This is a genomic window from Microbacterium terricola (assembly GCF_027943945.1).
Lineage (GTDB): Bacteria > Actinomycetota > Actinomycetes > Actinomycetales > Microbacteriaceae > Microbacterium > Microbacterium terricola.
Genome location: NZ_AP027141.1, coordinates 3,001,968 through 3,023,614 on the forward strand (window position 1 = coordinate 3,001,968; position 21,647 = coordinate 3,023,614).

Below are 21,647 nucleotides of genomic sequence, written 5' to 3' on the forward strand. Positions count from 1 at the left end.
TACTGATTGACATGTCCCAATCAGTCAGCGAGACGGATGCTGCCGCCCCCGCCGTGCGGCAGGGTTCGCTGTGGCGCGACCGCAACTTCCTGACCGTCTGGGGCGGTCAGGCGCTCAGCCAGTTCGGCGCGCAGATCACGGAGCTCGCGCTCCCCGTGCTGGCCGTGCTCGTGCTGCACGCCACCGAGTGGGAGGTGGGGCTGCTCGGGGCCGCGCAGGTCACCGCGTTCCTCGTCGTCGGGCTGCCCGCCGGCGCCTGGATCGACCGGATGCGCAAGCGCAGGGTGATGATCTGGGCCGATGTCGTGCGGGCCGCCGCGCTCGCTGCGCTGCCCATCGTCGCCTTCACCGGGACGATGCAGATCTGGCACATGTACGTCGTCGCGCTCGTGATGGGCGTGGCCACCGTGTTCTTCGACGTGTCGAACCAGAGCATCATCCCCTCGCTCGTCCGCCCCGACCAGATCTCGGAGGCCAACGGCAAGCTGCAGTCCACCGAGCAGCTGGCCGGTCTCGCCGGTCCGGCGGTGGGCGGCTGGCTGATCAGCATCGTCGCCGCACCCTTTGCGATCCTCATCACCGTCGGAACGTACATCGCGTCGTTCACCGCACTGCTGTTCGCCCGCGATCACGAGCAGCTCCGGCCCGCGACCGACCATCGCCCGCTGCCGCGGGAGATCGGCGAAGGTCTGCGCTGGGTGTTCGGCAACCCGCTGCTGCGCCGCATCGTCGGCACCACCGGCGTCGCGAACTTCTTCGGCACGATCGCGGGCACGCTGCTGCCGATCTTCGTGCTGCGCGAGCTCGGGCTGACCCCGGCCATGTTCGGCATCGTCTTCTCGCTCTCGGCCGTGGGCGGCCTGCTCGGAGCGATCGCGACGCCCCGCATCGTCGCCCGCATCGGCGAGGCGCGCGCGATCCCGATCAGCGCGATCCTGTTCTGCCTGGTGCCGTTCTTCCTGCCGGCGATCTCGCTCGTCCCCGCCCTGGCCTTCCCGCTGCTGGTCGTGCAGTTCTTCGTGACGAGCTTCACCGTCCTGCTCTACAACATCACGCAGGTCAGCTTCCGGCAGCGCATCACCCCGCCCCGGCTGCTCGGCCGGATGAACGCCTCGATCCGATTCGTGGTGTGGGGCGTCATGCCCATCGCCGCACTCGTGGCCGGCGCCGTCAGCACCTGGATCGGCGTGGTCCCGACGCTCTGGATCGCGGCCTGCGGCGAGCTGCTCGCGTGCCTGTTCGTGGTGATCGGCCCGTTCTGGGGCATGCGCGAGCTGCCTGACGCGGCGTAGCCGACGCATCCCTCCCGGTCCCGCACCCTCGCGTCCGCCTATCCTTCGATCGACGAAGACGCAAGCCACCTCCCCCTGACGCGATACCCGTGGTTGGCTCGCTTCATGCCCTCGCGCATCATCGCCATCGGGACGGCCGTCCCCGCTCACGCCTTCACGCAGGAGACCGTGCGTGATGTGTTCGCGGCGCAGCCGGGTGTGGACCGGCTCACCGAGCGCTGGATCACGGCGGCCTTCGACGCCGCGGCCATCGAGCGCCGCCACTCGGTGATCTCCGACCTGGGGCAGGGTGCTGCGGCCGCAGCGTCCGGGTTCTTCACTCCCGACGGCGCGCTGGCAGCCCGGACGACGGGTGAGCGCAATGACGACTACACCCGGCTGGCGCCGCCGCTGTTCGCCGAAGCCGCACGCAGCGCGCTCGCGCGGGCGCAGGTGACGGCATCCCAGGTCACCCATGTCGTGACGGTGTCGTGCACCGGCTTCTTCGCCCCCGGCCCCGACTACCGGATCGTGCGCGACCTCGGCCTCCGTCCCACGGTCGAGCGCTACCACCTGGGGTTCATCGGCTGCGCGGCCGCGCTGCCGGGTCTCCGGCTCGCGGCGCACATCGCCGAGGGCCGCCCCGACGCCGTGGTGCTCGTCGTGTGCGCGGAGCTGTGCTCGCTGCACATCCGCGCCTCGAACGACCCGCAGCAGATCGTCGCGGCGTCCGTCTTCGCGGACGGCGCCGCCGCCGCCGTCGTGACCGCGGACCCCTCGGTGGGCACGCCAGGCGGACTCGAGCTCGAGCGCTTCGCCACCGCGCTCACGAGCGAGGGCGAGTCGGACATGGTCTGGACCATCAAGGACGACGGGTTCGAGATGACCCTCTCGGCAGAGGTGCCGCGGATCGTGGGCCGCGAGATCCGCGCGGTCGTGGACGGCTTCTTCGGACCCGACACGGGGGCGCACGCCTGGGCCGTGCACCCGGGCGGGCGCGCCGTGCTCGACCGGATCGAGGCGGGGCTCGGGCTCGATCCGGATGCACTCGACCGCTCGCGGGCGGTCCTGCGCGATCATGGCAACATGTCCAGCGCCACCGTGCTGTTCGTCCTGCGCGATCTGCTCGAGGACGCCGACCTCGACGACGGCCACCCGGTCGCGACGCTCGCCTTCGGGCCGGGGCTGACGGTCGAGTCCGCGCTGCTCACGATGCGGACGGGGTCGTGACCCTCGACGTCCGCGACGAGACGCTCGTCGAGCTGATGGACGACCCTGCGTGCGATCCGGCTCGCCTGAGCGCGACGCTGCGCCGGTTCGGCGTGGTCAACCGGCTCGTCTCGGGGTGGGGCGGGCTCTACGCGGTCACGCTGCGCCCGTACCTCGCCGGTCTCGGCCGGCCCGCCCGCGTGCTCGACCTCGGATGCGGCGGCGGGGATGTCGTGGTGCGGCTCGCCCGGCGCGCGGCAGGCGACGGACTCGACGTGGAGTGGACCGGGATAGACCCCGATCCGCGCGCCCACGCCGCCGCGACGGCGCGCGGAGCGCCGCCGGGCGTCCGGTTCCGGTGCGCGGACACGACGATGCTCCTGGCGGAAGGCGACAGCTACGACGTCGTGATCTCGAACCACGTGCTGCACCACCTCGGGACCGAGCTGACCTCCTTCACGGACGCGTCGCTGGCGCTGTCGCGCGGACTCGTGCTGCACAGCGACATCGCGCGCTCACGAGCCGCCTATGCGCTCTACGCGGCCGCCATCCAGCCGCTCGCACCCGGAACGTTCCTGCGCACGGACGGGCTCCGCTCGATCCGGCGCAGCTACACCGTGGGCGAGCTGCAGGCCGCCCTCGACGACGCCCGACCCGGGATGTGGCGGGTGGGAGGCGGCCGGCCGTTCCGGGTCGTCGCGCTGGCGACCGCCCATGGCTGACGTCATCGTGGTGGGGGCCGGCCCGGTCGGGCTGCTCTTCGCCGCCGAGCTCGCGACCAGGAACGTCGACGTGCGCGTGCTCGAACGGCGGCCGGAGCTCGGGGCCGGTTCACGCGCGATCGGGGTGCACGCGGCGGTGCTCGCCGCCCTCGAGCCCGGCGGCACGACCGAGCGTCTGCTCGCCACGGCGCTGCGTGTGCGGCGCGGCGTCGCCCGCGCCGACGGGCGGGTTCTCGGTGTCGTGCGCTTCGACCGGCTCTCGACCCGCTTCCCGTTCGTCGCGACGCTTCCGCAGTCCTCGACCGAGCGCGCGCTGGCCGAACGCGCTCCCGCTCCGGTGCGCGACGCACGGGTGACGGAGATCGAGCCGCGGCCGGATGCCGTGGTCGTACGCGCCGAGGTGGGCGGCCGGGTCGTCGAGCACACCGCCCGGATCGTGGTCGTCGCGGCCGGTGCGGGCGGGCGGGCGCTCGTGCTGCGACCCGGTGCCGTGGCCACCACCGTCTACCCCGATCGCTATGTCATGACGGATTCCGCCACCGGCGCCGACCCGGACGCAGGGGTCGCCGTCGTCGACCTCGACCGCAGCGGGGTCCTCGAATCGTTCCCGCTGCCCGAGGGCCGGCGCCGATTCGTGGTGTGGGACGACCCCGCGGCGGATCCGTCGCCGGACGCCCGCGCAGAGCGCCTCCGGTCGGCACTGCGCCGCCGAGGCGAGTTCGAGGCGGCGGACCGCGTGACCGAGGCGACGGGATTCGGGGTGAGACGCGTGGTCTCGCCCCGGCTCCGGAACGGCCGGGTGCTCGTGATCGGCGACGCCGCGCACGAGGTGAGCCCGATCGGCGGTCAGGGGATGAACCTCGGGCTGCTGGATGCCGTGGGCCTCGCACCGCTCGTCGCGCGCTGGATCCACGACGGCGAAGCCCCCGACGCCGAGCTGCGGCGGTGGGAGGCGCGACGCGTCGCATCGGCGCGGACGGCCGCGCGGCTCGCGACGATGAACACCGCGCTGGGCCGGCCGCTCCCCCGCGCGCACGCGCTCAGGTCGCTGGGCGTCCGCGCGATGCTCGCGCCGCCGGCGGGCAGGGTCTTCGCGCGGGCGTACTCGATGGGGTTCGACAGCGGGGCGTGAGCCCGGCGCGCGCCGGTCAGCCGTCGAGCGCCGCGCCGGTGGCGACCAGCTGCGCCGCGAGCAGCAGAGCCGCGAGCATCACGAGCCGGAACAGGGTGCGGGTCGGCGCGCGTCGCAGCGTGAGGAGCGCGGTGAAGACGGCGACGACGACCACCACGCCGAAGAACGCCCACGACAGCGGCGAGACGGCGCCGACCGCTCCGCCCGCGGCGCCGAGAAGGACGGCGATCGCCCCGGCGATCAGGGCGAGAGAGGCGACGATCGTCGCCGTGCGGACGCCGAGCCGGTGGGGCAGCCCACGCACGCCCGTGCGGTCGTCGTCCGCCAGATCGGGCAGGACGTTCGTGAAGTGCACGGCGGTGCCGAGGCATCCGCCGGCGATCCACGCCCAACCGGGCGCAAAATGCGGGTCCGCCGCCGACAGCGTCGCGAGGGAGGGGAAGGTCCCGAAGCTCAGGATGAACGGCAGCACCGACGCGGGCGTCGACTTGAGACCCGCGTTGTAGGCCCACGCCGACCCGAGCGCGAACGCGTGAGCGGCCAGCATCCGCCATCCGAGCACGGCCGACACCGCGAGCGCCAGGGCGAGGCAGGCGAATGCCGCGACCCAGGCCGCGCGAAGGCCGACCTCGCCCGACGCGAGCGGCTTGCCCGCGCGGCCCACCGCCCGATCCCGGGGCGCGTCGATCGCGTCGTTCGAGATGCCCACCGAGAGCTGGCCGGCGAACACCGCGACGGTGAGCAGCGCGAGCCGCCACCATTCCAGGCCGATCGAGAGGCCGAGCGCCAGCGCGAGCGCGGTCACCACGACCGAGGGTCCGGGATGGGACGAGCGCCAGAGGGCCCCGAGGGTGCGCATGCCCGATCGTCTCATGCGCCGCGCCCCGCCAGGGCAGGTGGACCGCCGCGCGTTAGGCCGCCGCGACGACCGGGCCCGCGCTGGTCAGCTCCAGCGACCCTCCGCCGGCCGCCACATCCGCGCGCACGACGTCGCCGTTGCGCACGGCGCCCGAAAGCAGGCCCATCGCGAGACGGTCCTGGATCTCGGACTGGATGAGCCGGCGCAGCGGCCGCGCACCGAACACCGGGTCGTAACCGCGCTCGGCCAGCCACGCCCGCGCGTCGGGCGTGACGGCGAGCGTGAGCCTGCGGTCGTGCAGGCGACGCTGCAGCTGGTCCACGGCGAGCTCGACGATCTGCGCGAGGTCGTCCTCGGTGAGGGCCTGGAAGATCACGATGTCGTCGAGGCGGTTGACGAACTCCGGCTTGAAGGCCTGCCGCACGAGCGCCTGCACGGTGTCGCGCTTCTGCTCGAGCGAGAGAGTCGGGTCGATCAGCACGGGCGAGCCGAGGTTCGAGGTGAGGATCAGGATCACGTTGGTGAAGTCGACCGTGCGGCCCTGACCGTCGGTCAGGCGCCCGTCGTCCATCACCTGCAGCAGCACGTCGAACACCTCGGGGTGCGCCTTCTCGACCTCGTCGAGCAGCACGACCGAGTACGGCCGACGACGCACGGCCTCGGTGAGCTGTCCGCCCTGCTCGTACCCGATGTAGCCGGGGGGCGCCCCGACCAGCCGCGACACCGAGTGCTTCTCGCCGTACTCGGACATGTCGATGCGCACCATGGCGCGCTCGTCGTCGAAGAGGAACTCGGCGAGCGCCTTGGCCAGCTCGGTCTTGCCGACGCCGGTCGGGCCGAGGAACAGGAACGAGCCGGTCGGCCGGTGCGGGTCGCTGATGCCGGCCCGCGAGCGGCGCACGGCATCGGCGACGGCCTTCACGGCCTCCTTCTGCCCGATCAGGCGCCTGCCGAGCTCGGTCTCGAGGTGCAGCAGCTTCTCGGTCTCGCCTTGCAGCAGGCGTCCGAGCGGGATGCCGGTCCACGCCGCGATCACGGCGGCGATGTCCTCATCGGTGACCTGCTCGTTCACCATGCGCTCTTCAGCCGGGTCGGACTCGTCGCGCTCGGCGTCGTCGAGCTCTGCCTGGAGCTGCTTGATCGTCTCGTACTCGAGCCGCGAGGCCTTCGCGTAGTCCGCCTCGCGCAGCGCGAGGTCGCGCTCGGTCCTGGCGGCGTCGAGACGCTTCTTGAGGTCGCCGACGCGGTTGAGCCCCGCGCGCTCGCGCTCCCAGCGCGCCTCGAGCGCACTCAGCTCGGTCTCGGCCGCATCCATCTGCTCGCGCAGCTTCGCCCTGCGCTCCTTGGATGCGTCGTCCTTCTCCTTCTTGAGGGCGAGGTCTTCGAGACGCATCCGGTCGACCTGGCGTCGCAGCTGGTCGATCTCCGTGGGCGACGAGTCGATCTCCATCTTCAGCCGGCTCATGGCCTCGTCGATCAGATCGATCGCCTTGTCGGGGAGCTGACGGCTCGGGATGTAGCGGTTCGACAGGGATGCCGCGGCCACCAGTGCGCCGTCGGTGATCGTCACGCCGTGGTGCGCCTCGTAGCGGCCCTTCAGCCCGCGCAGGATCGCCACCGTGTCCTCGACGGTGGGCTCGCCGACGTAGACCTGCTGGAAGCGGCGCTCCAGCGCAGCATCCTTCTCGATGAACTCGCGGTACTCGTTCAGCGTGGTCGCGCCGATGAGCCGCAGCTCGCCGCGCGCGAGCATGGGCTTGAGCATGTTGGATGCGGCGACAGAGCCTTCGCCGCCGCCCGCGCCCATCAGCACGTGCAGCTCGTCGATGAAGGTGATGACGCGGCCGTCGGATTCGGTGATCTCCTTCAGCACGCTCTTCAGGCGCTCCTCGAACTGGCCGCGGTACATCGCACCGGCGACGAGCGCCGAGATGTCGAGCGTGACGAGCTCCTTGTCCTTGAGCGACTCGGCGACGTCGCCGGCGACGATGCGCTGAGCGAGGCCCTCGACGACGGCGGTCTTGCCGACGCCTGGCTCGCCGATCAGCACGGGGTTGTTCTTGGTGCGGCGGGTGAGCACCTGGCTGACGCGCCGGATCTCACTGTCGCGTCCGATGACGGGGTCGAGCTTGCCCTGGCGGGCCCGGTCGGTGAGGTTGATCCCGAACTGCTCGAGGGCGCTCTGCGCTTCCTCCTGCCCGGGGTTCTGGGTGGCGTTCATGTGTCTCCTGAAAGTTCTCGGACGGCTGCTCCAAAGTTGAGCCGTCTTGACTCAAGTTTACCGCCGCCGACGCTCGGCCGCAATGCGGCCCGGTCGCGCCGGCCACGACCGCTCAGGCGGCGGATTCGTCCGCGCGCGCCGCTATCTCGTCGCGGGTGCAGGTGAACCGCGACCGATACGCGGTGGGCGTGAGGCCGAGCACCCGGGCGAAGTTCTGCCTGAGCACCGCGGCCGACCCGAACCCGCTCTCGTAGGCGATGCGGTCGAGACCGAGGTCGGTCTGCTCCAGCAGCCGCTGCGCGTGGATGAGACGCTGACGCGCGAGCCACGCCGCCGGCGTCGCGCCGAAGTCGGCCTTGAACCTGCGCGCGAACGTGCGGGGCGACATGTGGGCCTTGGCCGCCAGCTGGTCGACGCTGAGGTCGAGGCGCAGGTTCTCCAGCATCCAGTCGCTCACCGGCGCGAGCGACAGGGACGCGACCTCCGGCAGGGGGCGGTCGATGAACTGCGCCTGCCCGCCGTCACGCTGCGGCGGCACCACCATGCGCCGGGCGATGCGGTTGGTCATCTCGGCGCCGAGCTCCTGTCGCAGCAGGTGCAGGCACGCGTCGAGGCCCGCCGCGGTGCCCGCGCTCGTGATGATGCGGCCGTCCTGCACGTAGAGCACGTCGGGGTCGACCTCGATCGCGGGGTACATGCGGGCCATGGTGTCGGCGTACATCCAGTGCGTGGTGGCCTTGCGGCCGTCGAGGACCCCGGCGGCGGCGAGGAGGAACGAGCCGCTGCACACGCTGAGCAGCCAGGCGCCGCGGGCTGATGCGTCGCGGATGGCGTCGAGCACCCGCGGGTCGGCCTTCTGCCACCACTCCCGCGGGGTCGGCGAGACGACCACCAGGTCGGCCTCGTAGGCGAAGGACAGGTCGTTCTCGACATTGATCGAGAACCCCAGCTTCGACACGATGGCGCCAGGCTCGGGCGCGACGACGCGGAAGTCGAAGTTCGGGATGCCGTCGCCCGACCGATCGAGGCCGAACGCCTCGCAGGCCACGCCGAACTCGAACGGAGCGAACCCATCCTGGACGATCACGGCGACGGTCTTCATGGTGTTCTCCTGAGATCGGGGAGCGGGTCGGACGGTGGCAGTTTTCCGACGAGGTGTGTCCATCCTGCCACTCGTGGCAGTCCTACCGCAAGCGTAGCGTTCCTGCCATGTTCACCTTGATCGTCATCACAGCCCTGTCGGCCATCGCGATCGCCTCCACGGGCATCGCCCTCCACACGGACGGCTACCGCCGCCTCCCCCTCGACCCGGCCCGCCTCCCCTGAGTCGGCGCCGCACCACCACGCGGGAGTCAGCCGATCGCGCGGGCGTACACCTCGAGCATCGCGGCGGTCCGCGAGGACTGGCGGAACCGCTCGCGCAGGAGCGGGTCGACCGCCGGCGCCGTGCCGGCCTCGATGTCGGCGACGGCACGGCGGAGGGTGCGCGCCAGTGCCCGCACCGAGTCGTCGGCGCGGTCGGGCGCAGCATCCGCGTCCCCGCCGACCGCCCAGAATCCCGAGCCGAGCTCGCGGGCGATGTCGGGGTCGCTGACGATCGAGGGGGTGCCGAGCGATGCGGCCTCGAAGGGCGTCATCCCCTGCGTCTCGAAGCCGATCGAGGTCTGCACGAGCGCATCCGCCGTGCGCAGCTTCGCCAGCACGGCCGTGTACGGCAGCCTCCCGGCGAAGACGACGGATGCCGTCGGCTTCAGCTTCGCGACGAGCCTCCGCGCGGCGCGCAGCTGACCACCGCCGCCGAGCACCTCGACCTCGGCGCGCACGCCCGACGCCGCGAGCGCCTCGAGGAACGGCAGCAGCCTCTTCTCGGGGCTCATGCGCCCGAGCCACACGAGCCGTGCCGGGCCGGCCTCCCGGACGGGTCGGCCGGCGTCGAGCGCCGCGTCGAGCACGTCGTCGTCGATGCCGTTCCAGATCACGTCGACCCGTGCACCGCGCGCACCGCGCGGCACGACGCCGTGCGCGTCGAGCCGGTGCGCGAAGTGCGCGGACGGCGCGGTGACCGCCGTCGAGCGCGCGGCCAGTCGGCGCAGGTATGCCCAGCCGTCAGCCCCGGGGGTGCGGTCGCCGAGCGCCGAGCGCTCCCACCGGTTCAGCACCCGCATCACCAGCCCGGGCAGGGGGGCGGTCGCCTCGATCCCGACGTCGACCCGGTTGTGCATCGTGTGCACGACGGGCAGCCCGTGGCGCGCTGCGAAACGGTGCCCGATGTACGCACCCCAGAAGTCGGCCTGCACGTGCACGACGTCGACGGGCGGGCGACCGGCCAGCGCCGCATCCACCCAGCGGTCCGAGCGCGCACCCGGCCAGGTGAGCGAGTACTCCCGGTCGAGCGTGATCGGGATCGACGGCATGTCGAGGTAGCCCGCATCGGGCGCGACGGCCCGGCCGCGGGCTCCGTGCATAGCGGGCGCCACCACGCTGACCGTGTGGCCCGCCCGCTCCAGGAACCGGCGCTGCAGGCGCATCGACACCTGCGCTCCCCCGAACGACTCGAGGTGCTGGTCGCTGAAGAAGACGATGTGCACGGCGGCTACTCGGGCAGGGGCTCGCCGCGGTACAGCGCTTCGAAGGTGTCGAGCGTGCGCTTCATGTCGTGCACCTTCACGCCGTCGAGCGATGCCTGCTGCATGCGCAGGCGCTCCTCCGGCGTCGCGGTGAGCACCGCCGTCAGCTTGCCGACGAGGTCGTCGACGTCGCCGGGGGCGAAGAGGTACCCGTTCTCGCCGTCGTGGACGAGGTGCGGCAGCGCGACGGCGTTGGCGGCGACGATCGGCAGCCCGGAGGCCATCGCCTCCATCGTGGCGATCGACTGGAGCTCGGCGATCGAGGCGATCACGAAGACGCTGGCGCGTGAGAGCACCGCGCGCAGCTCCTCGTCGGACGTGCGCCCGTGGAAGGTGACGCGCTCGTCGAGGCCGAGCTGGTGGACCAGCTGCTCGAGGTTGCGGCGCTGGTCGCCGTTGCCGACGATGTCGAAGGTCACGTCGAGCGCCGGGTCGAGGCGGGCGAGCGCGTGCAGCACGACGTCGATCTGCTTCTCGGTCGTGAGGCGCCCCACGAACACCATGCGGTTCGCGTCGCGCGGTGTGAGATCGGGCGTGTAGTTGCTCGCGTCGATGCCGCAGCTCACCGGCACGACTCCGTCGATGGCGATGGTCGCCTCGAGGAAGTCGGCGGCCTTGCGCGTCGGGGTGGTGACGGCGCGAGCCATGTCGAGAGTGCGCTTCGCGTCGTCCCAGGCGAGCTTGACGACCACCTTGTCGAGCACCGGCGGCAGGGTGGTGAAGTCGACGATGTTCTCGGCCATCACGTGGTTGGTCGCGACGATCGGGATGCCGCGCTTGCGCGCCTCCCGGGCGAGGCCGCGGCCGATCACGATGTGCGACTGGATGTGCACGACGTCGGGCTTGACCTCGTCGAGCACCCGCCGGGCGTGGTGCTTCGACATCCACGGGAGCACGAACGTGAGCCAATCGTGCGGGTACCAGCGCCACGACGGCAGGCGGTGCATCGTCAGAGGCTGACCCTCGATCACCTCGGTGAAGCGACCGTGCGCGCGGTGGGTGGCGCTGGGCGCCATCACGTGCACGTCGTGGCCGCGCGCCACCAGGCCGGCGGCGAGGCGCTCGGCGAAGCGGGCGGCGCCGTTGACGTGAGGGAGGAACGTGTCTGCGCCGATGAGCACGGTGAGACGATCCGGTCGGCCGGCGGTGGCGCCGGCGGGCGGGGTGTCGGAGGTCGCGGGGGGAGTCACGGGATCGGTGGCTGCCTATCTCTGCGGCGGCCGTGCGCGGTCTGCAGGGCCGCTTCAACTCTACCCGAGCGCCTCAGCGGTGCCCCGGAGCCCGCACCCGGTGCACCGGCATCCGCCTACGCTGGAACCATGCCACGACTGCACGCCGACGCCGACCCGACCCTGTGGGTCCCGGTGACCGGTTCGCTCGGGTGGCGCGGGCGCCGGCATCGCAAGGCGGCGATCCGGATGCTGCTCGCCCAGGCCGGCGGAGGCTCCGGCGGTCGCGCCGGCGGAGTGACGGCATGGGCGATGAGCCAGGCCGCCCCGCTGCTCATGCGCCGGGCAGACGGGCGGGTGCTCGTCTGGGTGTGGAAGGACGCTCCCGACCTCCTCGTGGTGATGGCGAACGTGCAGGAGCTCACCCCGCAGCTGCGCACCGCGCGGGCGATGATGCCGATGGAGTACGACGATACCGAGACGTTCCGGAGCCCCTACCTCGGCATCGGCGAGAAGCTCGCCATGCCGCTTCCGCCGGGGCCGGCGACCCCGCCGTTCGCGACGTACACCTGGGACACCGGCACCCATCTCGTGAGCGTCACGGCCGTCTGCGCGGACCGGGAGCGCTTCGGCACGGTCATCGGCGCCGTCGACGACCTCGCACGCACTCTGCGCTTCGCCGACGATCTCGCCATCGGCGAGTCCGCCGAGGTGCTGCGCATCGACCCCGCCTGAATTCGCAAAGAAACCCTCCCACCGCCGGAGCGCGAGCGATACGCTCGGCACGTCAGCCGCACCAGCGAAGGGGACAACAAATGGCCGAATTCCGCTACGGGCCCGTGGAGCTCTATCTCGTGGGCTTCGAGGGCGATCGCCCCGATCCCGGCGTCATCGCCGCCCTCAACAAGCAGGTCAGCGGCGGTCACGTCCGGCTGCTCGACTTCGTGCTCGTCTCGAAGTCCGAAGACGGCGAAGTGACGATCATCGAGGTCGACGACGACGAAGAGGAATACGGTCTCGACCTGGTCGTCGACGCGGTCGGGATCACCGGCGAGGAGGACATCGCCGACCTCGCCGATGTCGTGCCCCCTGGTGGGTCCGCCCTCGTCGTGGCCCTCGAGCTCGTGTACCAGCGTGCTCTCGCCGAGAGCGTCGTCGCGTCCGGCGGCGTCCTCCTCAGCTACGAACGCATCCCCGCCCCGGTCGTGAATGCGATCGCGGACGCCGCCGAAAGTGAAGGAGAGCAGGAATGATCCGTCGAATGGGACGCCCCGGCCTGATCGGGCTCGCGGCGCGCACGGCCGTCGTCGCGGGCACCGCCAACGCCGTCTCCGGCGCGATGAACGACTCGCGCCAGCGCAAGGCGCAGGACCAGTACGAGCAGGAGCAGTACCAGGCCGCGCAGCAGCAGGCTGCGATGCAGCAGGCTGCTCAGCAGGCCGTCGCCCAGCACGCGGCGGCTCAGCAGTACGCCGCACCGCCGGCACCGCCTGCGCCGGCCGCACCGACCGTCGACATCGTCGCCGAGCTGCAGAAGCTCGCCGCCCTCAGGGACGCGGGCGTGCTCGACGACGCCGAGTTCGCCGCAGCGAAGGCCCGGCTGCTCTCGTAGTCGGACCCCTCAGACCGGATGGCCGCGTCGCGGTCATCCGGTCTGGTCTGCGCCCGCCGCGGCCGGGTCGCCCGACAGCCAGCGCAGCCACCGCTTGCCCTGGTCGCCTTCGAGCACCAGTGCACGCACGAGCAGCGTGAGCGGGATCGAGAGGATCGCACCGAGCGGGCCGATGATGAACGTCCAGAAGATCACCGAGAAGAAGCTCAGCGTCAGACTCAGGTTCACCGCGTCGCTCACGAACTTCGGCTGGATCAGCACCTGCAGCGTGACGTTCACCACGCAGTAGATCGCGATGACGGCGAGCATCATGGGCCAGCCGCCGACCACGAGCGCCAGCAGCGCCGGCGGGATGAGGCCGAGCACGAAGCCGATGTTCGGCACGAAGTTCGTCACGAACGCCAGGATCGCCCAGACCGCCGGGGCGGGCACGCCCAGCGCCCACAGGGCGAGGCCGTCGATGATCGCGACGATGAGCCCGAAGATCGCGTTGACGACGTAGTAGCGCCGCACTCCGCTGTTGAAGGACTGGAAGCGTCGCACCGTCGGACGCACCGCTGCGCCGAACGCCGCCTCGGCGCGCGAGTAGCGGGCACCGTCCGCCGCCATGAAGATCACGTACGCGACCACGAAGAAGAAGGCCGTCAGGACGCCCAGCACCGTGCCTCCCAGAGACGCGGCGAACGAGGCTATGGTGCCCGGATCGAGGAGGGATGCTGTCGCGTCGGCAGCCTGCTCGTCCAGCCCGAGCGACTGCAGCCAGCTCAGCAGCGCGGATGCGGTCGCCTTCAGCTCGTCGGCGAAGTCGGCGACGAGGCGTACGAACTGCGTGCCCGCGAACCAGAGCAGCAGCAGCATGAACAGGAGGATCAGGTAGGCCACGACGATCACCGCGGTCGTCGCCGCCCAGCGCGGCCAGCCTGCCCGCTCCAGCGGATGCCGCACAGGGTGGCAGATGATCACGATCACCGCGGCCAGGGCGAGCGGCCCGACCAGCTCCCGCGCGAAGGAGAGCCCGGCGAGGGCGATCACGGCGGCGGCGAGCCCGATCAGCACCCGCAGCGTCGGCGACAGGACGGGGGGCGTCGGCAGAGTGGGTTCGGCGCGCTTCACGCGGCCAGGCTAGCCGCCGCGGCGGCGTCCTGCTCGAGCGCGGCGGCGTTGCGGATGAACAGCACGATCCACGTGAACACGAGGATGCCGGCGACCAGTTCGACCGCCGTCAGCGTGTAGAACCCGACCGCGAAGAAGACGGCGAGCAGCACGATGACCGCGACGAAGAGCCAGCCGAGCATGATGAACACCCGCGGCATGCCGGGGATCCAGTGGTTGAGGCGCACGATCAGCACGGCGAAGGCGACGACCATGCCCGACGCGACCGCGGTGTGCAGCGCGAAGAACTGGTCGACCGGGAAGACGCCGACCAGGCCGAGGAAGACGCCGACCACGACGAGGCAGGTGCGGACGCTCCGCAGGCCGGTCGGATGCGGGGTCGGGATGCCCTTGGTCGCGCTGCGCGCCAGGGTGGTGACCAGGACGCCCGCGACGATGAGCGTGAGGTTGAACGCCATGGCCGAGAGGTCGTCGGTCATCCCGAGCGCGCTCAGGTTCTCCTTCCACCACTGCGGGTCGCTCGCCGTGAGCATGCTGGCGATGACCCCCTCGGTGAGGAAGACCGCCAGCACGATGGCCAGCAGCTGCAGATCCATGTGCGTCGCGGAGTAGAACGCGAGATACGCGCTGAGGGCCGCGGCTGCGCCGGCCAGGATCAGCACGGCGAGCGGGAAGACCTCGGCCCCGATGAACGCCTGCTCCATGATGACCGCGAGCAGCGTCCAGGTCAGCAGGGCGATGACCGCGTGCGCGAAGCCGAGCGCGACGACGTCGACCACGTCGAGGAAGCCGACCCGCCCCTTGGCCGCCGACGCGTGCAGCAGGTAACGGCCTGCGACGAACGCGAGGAACACGGTGACCGCGGAGGCGACCGCTGCGAACTGCCCGACCGAGTTCGGCCCGGCGATGGGGGCCGCGGCGAACCGGAACGAGAGGAGCGCGACGGCTGCGGAGACCACGAAGGAGAGCGCCCCGACGGAGAGGGCGAGGGACTCGAGCGATCTCTCGCTCGAGCTGTCGATGGCGGCGAGGGTCCCGCGCGACTGACGGCGGCTGACAGGTGACGGAGAGGTGCTCACGCGTTGACAGTAGCGCCGACGCGCCGATGTGGACCGCAAATGCCTGGTGACGCGCGAGCGGCGGGCAATACAGTGATCACATGTCCGACACGGGGAGTCTGCTCGGGTCTCCCACGCGAGGCCACCTGATCGCCCTGACGGTGCCCGCCTTGCTCATCGGCCTGATCTCCGGCGGGATGCTGGCGCTCGTCGACGTCATCGCCCACGGCATCCAGCACGTCCTCTGGGAGACCCTCCCGCACGCATGGGGCGCTGACCCCGATTCCGGCTGGTGGATCTTCGGCACCCTCACGGTGATCGGCGTGCTCGTCGGGCTCGTGATCTGGCTCGTCCCAGGGCACGCGGAGCCTGATTCGGCCACCGTCGAGCTGGCGGTGCCCCCGCAGCCGCTGTGGGCCGTGCCCGGCATCGCGCTCGCGACCGTGCTCACCCTCGCCGGTGGCGTGAGCCTCGGCCCGGAGGGGCCGATCATCGCGATCAACGTGTCGCTGTGCGCATGGCTGATGACGCGCCTGTGGCACGCGTTCCCGCCGCAGCTGGCGGTGATCCTCGCGTCCTCCGCCACGATCGGCGCGCTGTTCGGCACGCCGGTCGCCGCCGCGCTCGTGCTCACCGGCACCCTCGCCGCACTGCCGGGCAAGGGCTCGCTGTGGGATCGCCTGTTCCTCCCGCTGGTGTCGGCGGCGGCGGGCGCGATGATCAGCAACCTGCTCGGCGCAGGCATGGGCGAGCTCGGCGGATTCGGGGAGTACACGCCGCGGCCGATCGACCTGCTCTGGGGTGCGATCATCGCGACGGTGTCTGCGGCGTTCGGGCTGATCGCCGTCTACGGACTTCCGGTGCTGCACCGGTTCGCCCGCCGCGTGCTGCGGCATCGCTTCCTCGTCCCCGCCGTCGGCGGCGTGCTCCTCGGAATCCTCGGCGCGATCGGGGGCCCGATCACGCTGTTCAAGGGCCTCGACCAGAGCGCGACGCTCCTCGCCGCGCACGATGAGGTCACCGGCTGGCAGCTCGTCGTGATCCTCGTGGTCAAGATGGCCGCGCTGCTCGTCGCCGCCGCGTTCAGCTTCCGCGGCGGCCGGGTGTTCCCCGCCGTCTTCCTCGGAGTGGCTGCCGGGATGCTGGGGCAGGTGCTCCTGCCGGACACGCCCCTGTCGCTGGCGGTCGCCGCCGGAGTGATCGGCCTGACCCTCGCGATCGCGCGGGACGGCTGGATCGCCCTGTTCGTCGCCGTCGCCATGGTCGGCGACGTCAGCATGCTGCCCGTGCTGTGCGTGATCATCCTCCCCGCCTGGCTGGTGGTGACCGCCTCGCCCGACATGATCGTCGAAGAGCACGAGCCAGCGACGGGTGTCCGAGCGTGACGCCGAACGCGTTCGAGACGGGCTGGGCGGGCCCGCAGTCGCGGGCGTCGCGGGTCGAGGAGGGGCGGCAGGCACGCAGCGCGGTCGCTCGCAGCTCGCTCTCGCAGCTCGGCACCGGGCCCCGTGACCCGCTCGGCATCATCGCGGCGCAGAACTCCACCCGCCTCCCCGACCTGATCGCGCTGCGCACGGAGCGGATGTCGGCGAGCCCGTTCGCGTTCTATCGCGGCAGCGCGGCGCTGATGGCGGCCGATCTCGCGCGAGGGCCGTCGTCGGGCATCTCGGTCGCCTCCTGCGGAGACGCGCACCTCGCCAACTTCGGCTTCTACGCCTCTCCGCAGCGCACGCTCGTGTTCGACGTCAACGACTTCGATGAGGCCGCGTGGGCGCCCTGGGAGTGGGACGTCAAGCGCCTGGTCACCAGCGTCGTCATCGCGGGCGAGGCGACGGCCCGCGATGAGGTCGCCGTGCGCGAGGCCGCACTGTCGGCCGTGCGGACGTATGCGCGGGTGATCGCCGCGGCCATCGAGCGCACCCCGCTCGAGCGCTACTACTCCAACCTCACCCCCGCTGACGCGATGCGCACCCTCGACCGCAGATCGCGCGCGGCCCTCAAGGCCGCCATGGCGGATGCCGAGCGGCGGACGACCGAGCGTGCGGCCCGACGGATCACCGCGCCCGCTGAGAACGGGCGGCTCGTGTTCGTGGAGAACCCGCCGACCATGACCCATGTCGAGGACGAGCTCGAAGACCGTCTGCAGGAGCTCATCGACCGATACCGCGACACGGCCAACGTCGACATCAAGATGATCCTGACCCACTACGCCGTGTCCGACGCCGCACGGCGAGTGGTCGGCGTCGGCAGCGTCGGCACGCGCTGCTTCCTCGTGGTCCTCCAGGACGGGGACGGGAGCGCACTGCTGCTGCAGGCGAAGGAGGCGGGCCGCAGCGTGCTCGTCCAGTACGGCGGCACCGAGCAGCCGCCGGCGTTCCACTCGGTCGTCGAACAGTCCGGCGAGGGCGCCCGGGTCGTCGCGCTGCAGCGGATCCTGCAGTCGGTGTCCGATCCGTTCCTCGGGCACCTGCGGGCGCTCCGGGGCGACATGTACGTGCGGCAGTTCCACGACATGAAGGGCGGCATCGACGCCGAGACGCTCGAGGACGCGCCGTTCCTGCGCTACGCGAATGCCTGCGCGTCCAGCCTGGCCCGCGCTCATTCGCAGTCGGTCCACGCGGCGAATGTGGCGGGCTACATCGGCAACGGCCGCGTGATCGGCGAGTCGATCCTCGAGTGGGCATACGACTACGCCGCCGTATCCCGAGCCGACTACGACGCCTTCATCGCCGCGCAGAGCTGACATATTCGCTCTGGAGCTGCCGGTGCCTCCCGTGGTGTACTGAATCTGCGCGGCGACCACTCGAGCGCCGTGCGGACGGAGTCGAATGTCCACTGCGCGACGCCCTTCCCTGCACCGCTGGCTCGCCGTGGCGGCCGCGGCGATCGTGGTGGGCGCCGGCGCGGTGACAGTCGAGACGACGGTCGCTCCGCCCGCGCACGCTGCCTACCCCGGCACATTCAACCCGTTCTCGATGAGCGGCGGCTTCACGGTCTATGCGCGCGAGGACGCGCTGCTGCAGAACCAGGAGACGGAGGGCAGCATCGCCGTCGGCGGCGTCTCCACCGTGCAGGGTTCGAGCGGCCAGTACACGATCATCCACGTCGCGGCGGGTACGGGGGACTACACGCTCCCGACCGTCGACGGCGACCCGACCAGGTATCTGGTCGGCAGCCACAGCCCGGACAGCACGAACATCCTCGCCGTCACGAGCGCCGGCACCTCCGACCCCGCGCTGTGGGGCGACGTGAAGATGGTCCAGCGCGACGGCCCCTGGCAGGCGTTCGGCCGCGCCGACTGGATCCGGCTCAACGAGAATCCGTCGAACGCCGACCAGACCCCGCTCATCGACGCGACCCATCAGACATATCCCGCGAGCGCCGCTCCCCCCTCGGGCCCCGCGGGGAACACCAGCGTCTACACCGCGAACACGGGTCCCACCGCCGTCGCCGACTACGTCGAAGCCAACGCCGAGGCATCGTACGACGACGCCGCCAGCTGCCTGGACGGCCTCTCCACGGTCGGCAACCCGGTCGGCGTGGCAGAGGATGCCGGCAGCCGCGTGGTGCTCGATCCGCTCAGCCCTGACCAGCCGAACGTCGTCGATTACGCGGACATCGCCGGCACCGCGCTCATCCAGTACTCGCCCGGTCCGACGCCCGGTGCCGCGAACCCGCTCATCATCCGGGTCCCGGCCGGAACGACGACGGTCATCGGCGCACGCAGCGACCCGCAGGGCGAGTACTCCCCCTACATCCTGTGGGACCTGTCCGCGCTCACCGGCGACGTCGCCGTCACCGCGGCCGAAGCACGGATCGACGGATCCATCTACGCTCCGGAGGCGTCGGTCACCGTCACCGCGGCCCCCCTGGACGGACAGGTGCTCGGTCGGGAAGTGACGATCCGCGGTGGCGAGGTGCACTCGTTCTTCTTCGCCGGCGAGATCAGCTGCGAGGCCGACAGCGGCACCTTTGCCGTGAGCAAGGCGATCGACGGGATCGATGAGGAGGATGTCCCCGCCGGCACCACCTTCACCGTGAACTACACGGCGACCGCTCCCGACGGCACCGTGAGCGTCGGCACCCTCGAGGTGCCGGCCGATGGGAGCGCCGTCGCGGCGGGCGAGCAGTTCGCGATCGGCACGTCGGTGCAGTTCGAGGAGGTGCAGCCGGAGAGCATTCCGGGATACGAGTGGGGCACAGCGACCATCTCGCCGAATCCGCTCATCGTGGGCGCGGGCTCCGCCGAGGTGGTCGTGACCAACACCGCGACCGAGCTGACCGGCACGTTCAGCGTCGCGAAGACGACAGAGGACCCCTTCGGCGGCACCCCTGGCGCGCCCTCGGCCGCGAGCGTTCCGGTCGACTGGGTGGCCACGCTCGGTTCGGAGGAGATCGGCGCGGGCACGCTGGACGTGCCGTTCGACGGCACCCGCGTCGAGGTGGGCCAGGACTTCCCCCTCGGCACGCGCGTCACCCTCACCGAGGATCGCACCGGCATCGACCCGCCGGACGGCTACGTCTGGACGCGAGCGACCTGGGACCCGGGCAGCACGATCATCATCGGGGAGGACGACGAGTCCATCGCGGTGACGCTCACCAACACCGTCGTGCCGATCCCCGATGAGGAGGACCGGCTGATCACGATCGCGAAATCGGTCGAGGGCGCTGCCGCCGACCCGGCTTTCGCCTACGCAGTGAGCTACAACACCGACACCGCGGGCACCCGCACCACCCGAGCACTCGATGTCGGTCGACCCGTCCTGCTCGACGACGTCGCGCAAGACGTCGCAGTGCTGGACTTGGCCGAGCTCCTGCCGACGTTCAACGGCGACCCCGTCGATCCTGCCCTCTTCGAGGTGCCCGTCATCGAGGTGACCGCCGGCGGGACGACGACCGAGTACCGCCCGGAGAACTTCGAAGGCGCCGGCCCGCTCGCGACCGCCATCGTCGAGATCCCGCTGCCGCCGACGGGGATCATCGGCATCACCGTGCGCAACACCCTCCAGCAGGGCACCTTCGAGCTGTCGAAGGAGTTCGAGGGCATCGACGACGACGACCTTCCTGGTCTCGAGTTCACGGTCGGATGGACCGCCGTGACGCCCACCGGCGACGTGCAGACCGGCACCGTGCGCCTGCCTGCTGACGGCACCCCGGTCACCCCGGTGGACGCTGCGGGCGATCCCCTCCTCTTCCCCTTCGGCACGACGATTTCGTTCGATGAGCAGGAGGCTCCGCGAGTGAGGTCGGTGCAGTGGCTGGAGGCGACATTCGACCCGGAGCAGCTCGTCATCGGTGAGGGAGGTGCCGCGACCGTCTCCTCCACCCTCACGAATACCGCGGACACGCTCGTCGGCACGTTCGCGGTCGCCAAGGACCTCGCCGGGATCGACGCCGACGAGCTGCTGACCGACTCCTTCGCCGTCGACTACACGGCGTGGGAGCCGGACCGCACCGTGACCGCCGGCCGCTTCGAAATCCCCGCCGACGGCACACCGACCGAGCCGACCCGCCCCGACGGCACTCCGATCGAGTTCCCCGTCGGCACGATCGTGCGGCTCTTCGAGGAGGAGCCCGACCCGGACGCACTGCCGCCGGGCTTCGCCTGGGCGGAGTCGACGTGGAGCCCCGGCAACACGCTGACGATCCGCGGCGACCAGACCGCGGTGCTTCACGTCACCAACAACGTCCAGGAGCTCACCCGGTGGGCGATCACGAAGACCGTCGAGGGCGACGGCGCGGCGACGATCCCGACGGACACGGCGTTCCCGGTGGACTGGTGGTGGGATTACGACCCCCAGAACCCGGTGGAGCTGGAGCAGGACGTGGTGCTGATCTCACCCTGGTTCCCGGTGAACTCCATCATCGAGGCGCGTGAGCAGGCTCTGCCCGACATCCCCGGGGTGGAGTGGGGAACGCCCGTCTGGACCGTCGACGGGGAGGTGCTCGTCCCCGACGATGAGGGCAAGGTCGTGCTGCCCATGACAGCGACCCACGACGAGGACGACATCGCCCGGCTCACGCTCGTCAACACCGCCGACCGGGCGCCCACACCGACCCCCACCCCCACCCCTGAGGAGGGTGCGGGCGGCGTGCTCCCGACCACGGGCGGCACCGGCGTGGTGCCGATCGTGCCGGTCCTCGCCGCGGCCATGATCCTTCTCGGCCTGGCGCTTACGATCCGCCGGCGTCGTCAGTCGGCCTGATCGTCCTCACGCGGTGCGTCCGCGACCGGTCGCCACAGCACCACCTCGGTCGCGCGGCGCACCCGCACTCCCTGCCGCAGGGGGATGACGCCGCCGCTCGGGCCGGCCGCGAACACGCGCGCTCCGGGCCGGCGCTCGATCTCGGTGCGCACCCGCGCCTCGAGATCGCGCACCCGCAGGTCGAGCTCGCGCACGCGGGCCTCGAGCTCGAGGATCCGCACGATCGCCGGCAGCCCGATCCCCTCGGCCGACATCCGCGCGACCTCGCGCAGCTGCCCGATGTGCCGCAGGGAGTAGCGGCGCGAGCCGCCCCGGGTGCGCTCGGGCACGACCAGTCCCAGGCGGTCGTACTGGCGCAGCGTCTGCGGGTGCATTCCCGACAGGTCGGCCGCGACGGCGATCGCGAAGATCGGCGCGTCCTCGTCGAGACCCTCGGGCATGCTCATCA

At 71.4% G+C, this 21,647-nt stretch carries 18 protein-coding genes; 10 read left to right on the forward strand and 8 right to left on the reverse strand.

All coding sequences use genetic code 11. The annotated features are described in order from the left end of the window. Nucleotides 1-11 precede the first annotated feature (11 nt). The 4 genes from Microterr_RS14305 to Microterr_RS14320 all read left to right on the forward strand — a co-directional run bounded on the left by Microterr_RS14305 (nt 12) and on the right by Microterr_RS14320 (nt 4,334). The gene (locus Microterr_RS14305; protein WP_263797167.1) at nt 12-1,292 is read left to right on the forward strand and encodes an MFS transporter; all 1,281 of its coding nucleotides are present in this window, start codon (nt 12-14) and stop codon (nt 1,290-1,292) included. Nucleotides 1,293-1,397: 105 nt separating this feature from the next. Next, complete coding sequence (locus Microterr_RS14310; RefSeq protein ID WP_263797166.1) at nt 1,398-2,501, forward strand: type III polyketide synthase; 1,104 nt, start codon at nt 1,398-1,400, stop codon at nt 2,499-2,501. After that, nucleotides 2,498-3,202 carry a methyltransferase domain-containing protein gene (locus tag Microterr_RS14315; RefSeq protein WP_263797165.1) on the forward strand — a complete coding sequence of 235 codons (705 nt, stop codon included), beginning with the start codon at nt 2,498-2,500 and terminating at the stop codon, nt 3,200-3,202. Before Microterr_RS14310 ends, Microterr_RS14315 begins: the two co-directional genes overlap by 4 nt. Beyond that, entirely contained in the window at nt 3,195-4,334 is a 1,140-nt protein-coding gene (locus tag Microterr_RS14320; protein ID WP_263797164.1) for an FAD-dependent oxidoreductase, read from the forward strand. The genes Microterr_RS14315 and Microterr_RS14320 overlap by 8 nt, the downstream gene beginning before the upstream one ends. Nucleotides 4,335-4,350: 16 nt before the next feature. Here Microterr_RS14320 and Microterr_RS14325 read toward each other — a convergent pair whose 3' ends face one another. The 5 genes from Microterr_RS14325 to Microterr_RS14345 all read right to left on the reverse strand — a co-directional run bounded on the left by Microterr_RS14325 (nt 4,351) and on the right by Microterr_RS14345 (nt 11,231). Continuing rightward, the gene (locus Microterr_RS14325; protein WP_263797163.1) at nt 4,351-5,193 is read right to left on the reverse strand and encodes a UbiA family prenyltransferase; all 843 of its coding nucleotides are present in this window, start codon (nt 5,191-5,193) and stop codon (nt 4,351-4,353) included. 52 nt (nt 5,194-5,245) lie between these two features. Next, nucleotides 5,246-7,414 (reverse strand): ATP-dependent Clp protease ATP-binding subunit, encoded by a 2,169-nt coding sequence (locus tag Microterr_RS14330; RefSeq protein WP_263797162.1) that lies wholly within the window; start codon nt 7,412-7,414, stop codon nt 5,246-5,248. A 112-nt stretch (nt 7,415-7,526) separates the two neighbouring features. Continuing rightward, nucleotides 7,527-8,516, reverse strand: a complete 990-nt coding sequence (locus tag Microterr_RS14335; protein WP_263797160.1) for a GlxA family transcriptional regulator — start codon at nt 8,514-8,516, stop codon at nt 7,527-7,529. 250 nt (nt 8,517-8,766) lie between these two features. Next, nucleotides 8,767-10,002 (reverse strand): glycosyltransferase, encoded by a 1,236-nt coding sequence (locus tag Microterr_RS14340; RefSeq protein WP_263797159.1) that lies wholly within the window; start codon nt 10,000-10,002, stop codon nt 8,767-8,769. Nucleotides 10,003-10,007: 5 nt separating this feature from the next. Then, entirely contained in the window at nt 10,008-11,231 is a 1,224-nt protein-coding gene (locus Microterr_RS14345) for a glycosyltransferase (protein ID WP_404810177.1), read from the reverse strand. A 129-nt stretch (nt 11,232-11,360) separates the two neighbouring features. Between Microterr_RS14345 and Microterr_RS14350 the strand changes: the two genes are divergently transcribed. From Microterr_RS14350 to Microterr_RS14360, 3 genes are all read left to right on the forward strand, one after another. Then, the gene (locus tag Microterr_RS14350; protein ID WP_263797158.1) at nt 11,361-11,945 is read left to right on the forward strand and encodes a hypothetical protein; all 585 of its coding nucleotides are present in this window, start codon (nt 11,361-11,363) and stop codon (nt 11,943-11,945) included. Nucleotides 11,946-12,025: 80 nt separating this feature from the next. After that, complete coding sequence (locus Microterr_RS14355; protein WP_263797157.1) at nt 12,026-12,463, forward strand: DUF6325 family protein; 438 nt, start codon at nt 12,026-12,028, stop codon at nt 12,461-12,463. Beyond that, the gene (locus tag Microterr_RS14360) at nt 12,460-12,822 is read left to right on the forward strand and encodes an SHOCT domain-containing protein (protein ID WP_263797155.1); all 363 of its coding nucleotides are present in this window, start codon (nt 12,460-12,462) and stop codon (nt 12,820-12,822) included. Before Microterr_RS14355 ends, Microterr_RS14360 begins: the two co-directional genes overlap by 4 nt. A 33-nt stretch (nt 12,823-12,855) precedes the next feature. Here Microterr_RS14360 and Microterr_RS14365 read toward each other — a convergent pair whose 3' ends face one another. Then, nucleotides 12,856-13,935 (reverse strand): AI-2E family transporter, encoded by a 1,080-nt coding sequence (locus tag Microterr_RS14365; RefSeq protein WP_263797154.1) that lies wholly within the window; start codon nt 13,933-13,935, stop codon nt 12,856-12,858. Continuing rightward, complete coding sequence (locus Microterr_RS14370; protein WP_263797153.1) at nt 13,932-15,014, reverse strand: DUF998 domain-containing protein; 1,083 nt, start codon at nt 15,012-15,014, stop codon at nt 13,932-13,934. Before Microterr_RS14370 ends, Microterr_RS14365 begins: the two co-directional genes overlap by 4 nt. 80 nt (nt 15,015-15,094) lie before the next feature. Between Microterr_RS14370 and Microterr_RS14375 the strand changes: the two genes are divergently transcribed. From Microterr_RS14375 to Microterr_RS14385, 3 genes are all read left to right on the forward strand, one after another. Beyond that, nucleotides 15,095-16,378, forward strand: a complete 1,284-nt coding sequence (locus Microterr_RS14375; protein ID WP_263797152.1) for an ion channel protein — start codon at nt 15,095-15,097, stop codon at nt 16,376-16,378. After that, complete coding sequence (locus Microterr_RS14380) at nt 16,375-17,736, forward strand: DUF2252 domain-containing protein (protein WP_263797151.1); 1,362 nt, start codon at nt 16,375-16,377, stop codon at nt 17,734-17,736. Before Microterr_RS14375 ends, Microterr_RS14380 begins: the two co-directional genes overlap by 4 nt. A gap of 85 nt (nt 17,737-17,821) precedes the next feature. After that, complete coding sequence (locus Microterr_RS14385) at nt 17,822-21,199, forward strand: DUF5979 domain-containing protein (RefSeq protein ID WP_263797150.1); 3,378 nt, start codon at nt 17,822-17,824, stop codon at nt 21,197-21,199. Here Microterr_RS14385 and Microterr_RS14390 read toward each other — a convergent pair. After that, on the reverse strand, nt 21,187-21,645 hold the full coding sequence (locus tag Microterr_RS14390) for a heat shock protein transcriptional repressor HspR (protein ID WP_263797149.1): 459 nt from the start codon (nt 21,643-21,645) through the stop codon (nt 21,187-21,189). The two genes, Microterr_RS14385 and Microterr_RS14390, sit on opposite strands and share 13 nt — an antisense overlap. Nucleotides 21,646-21,647 lie beyond the last annotated feature (2 nt).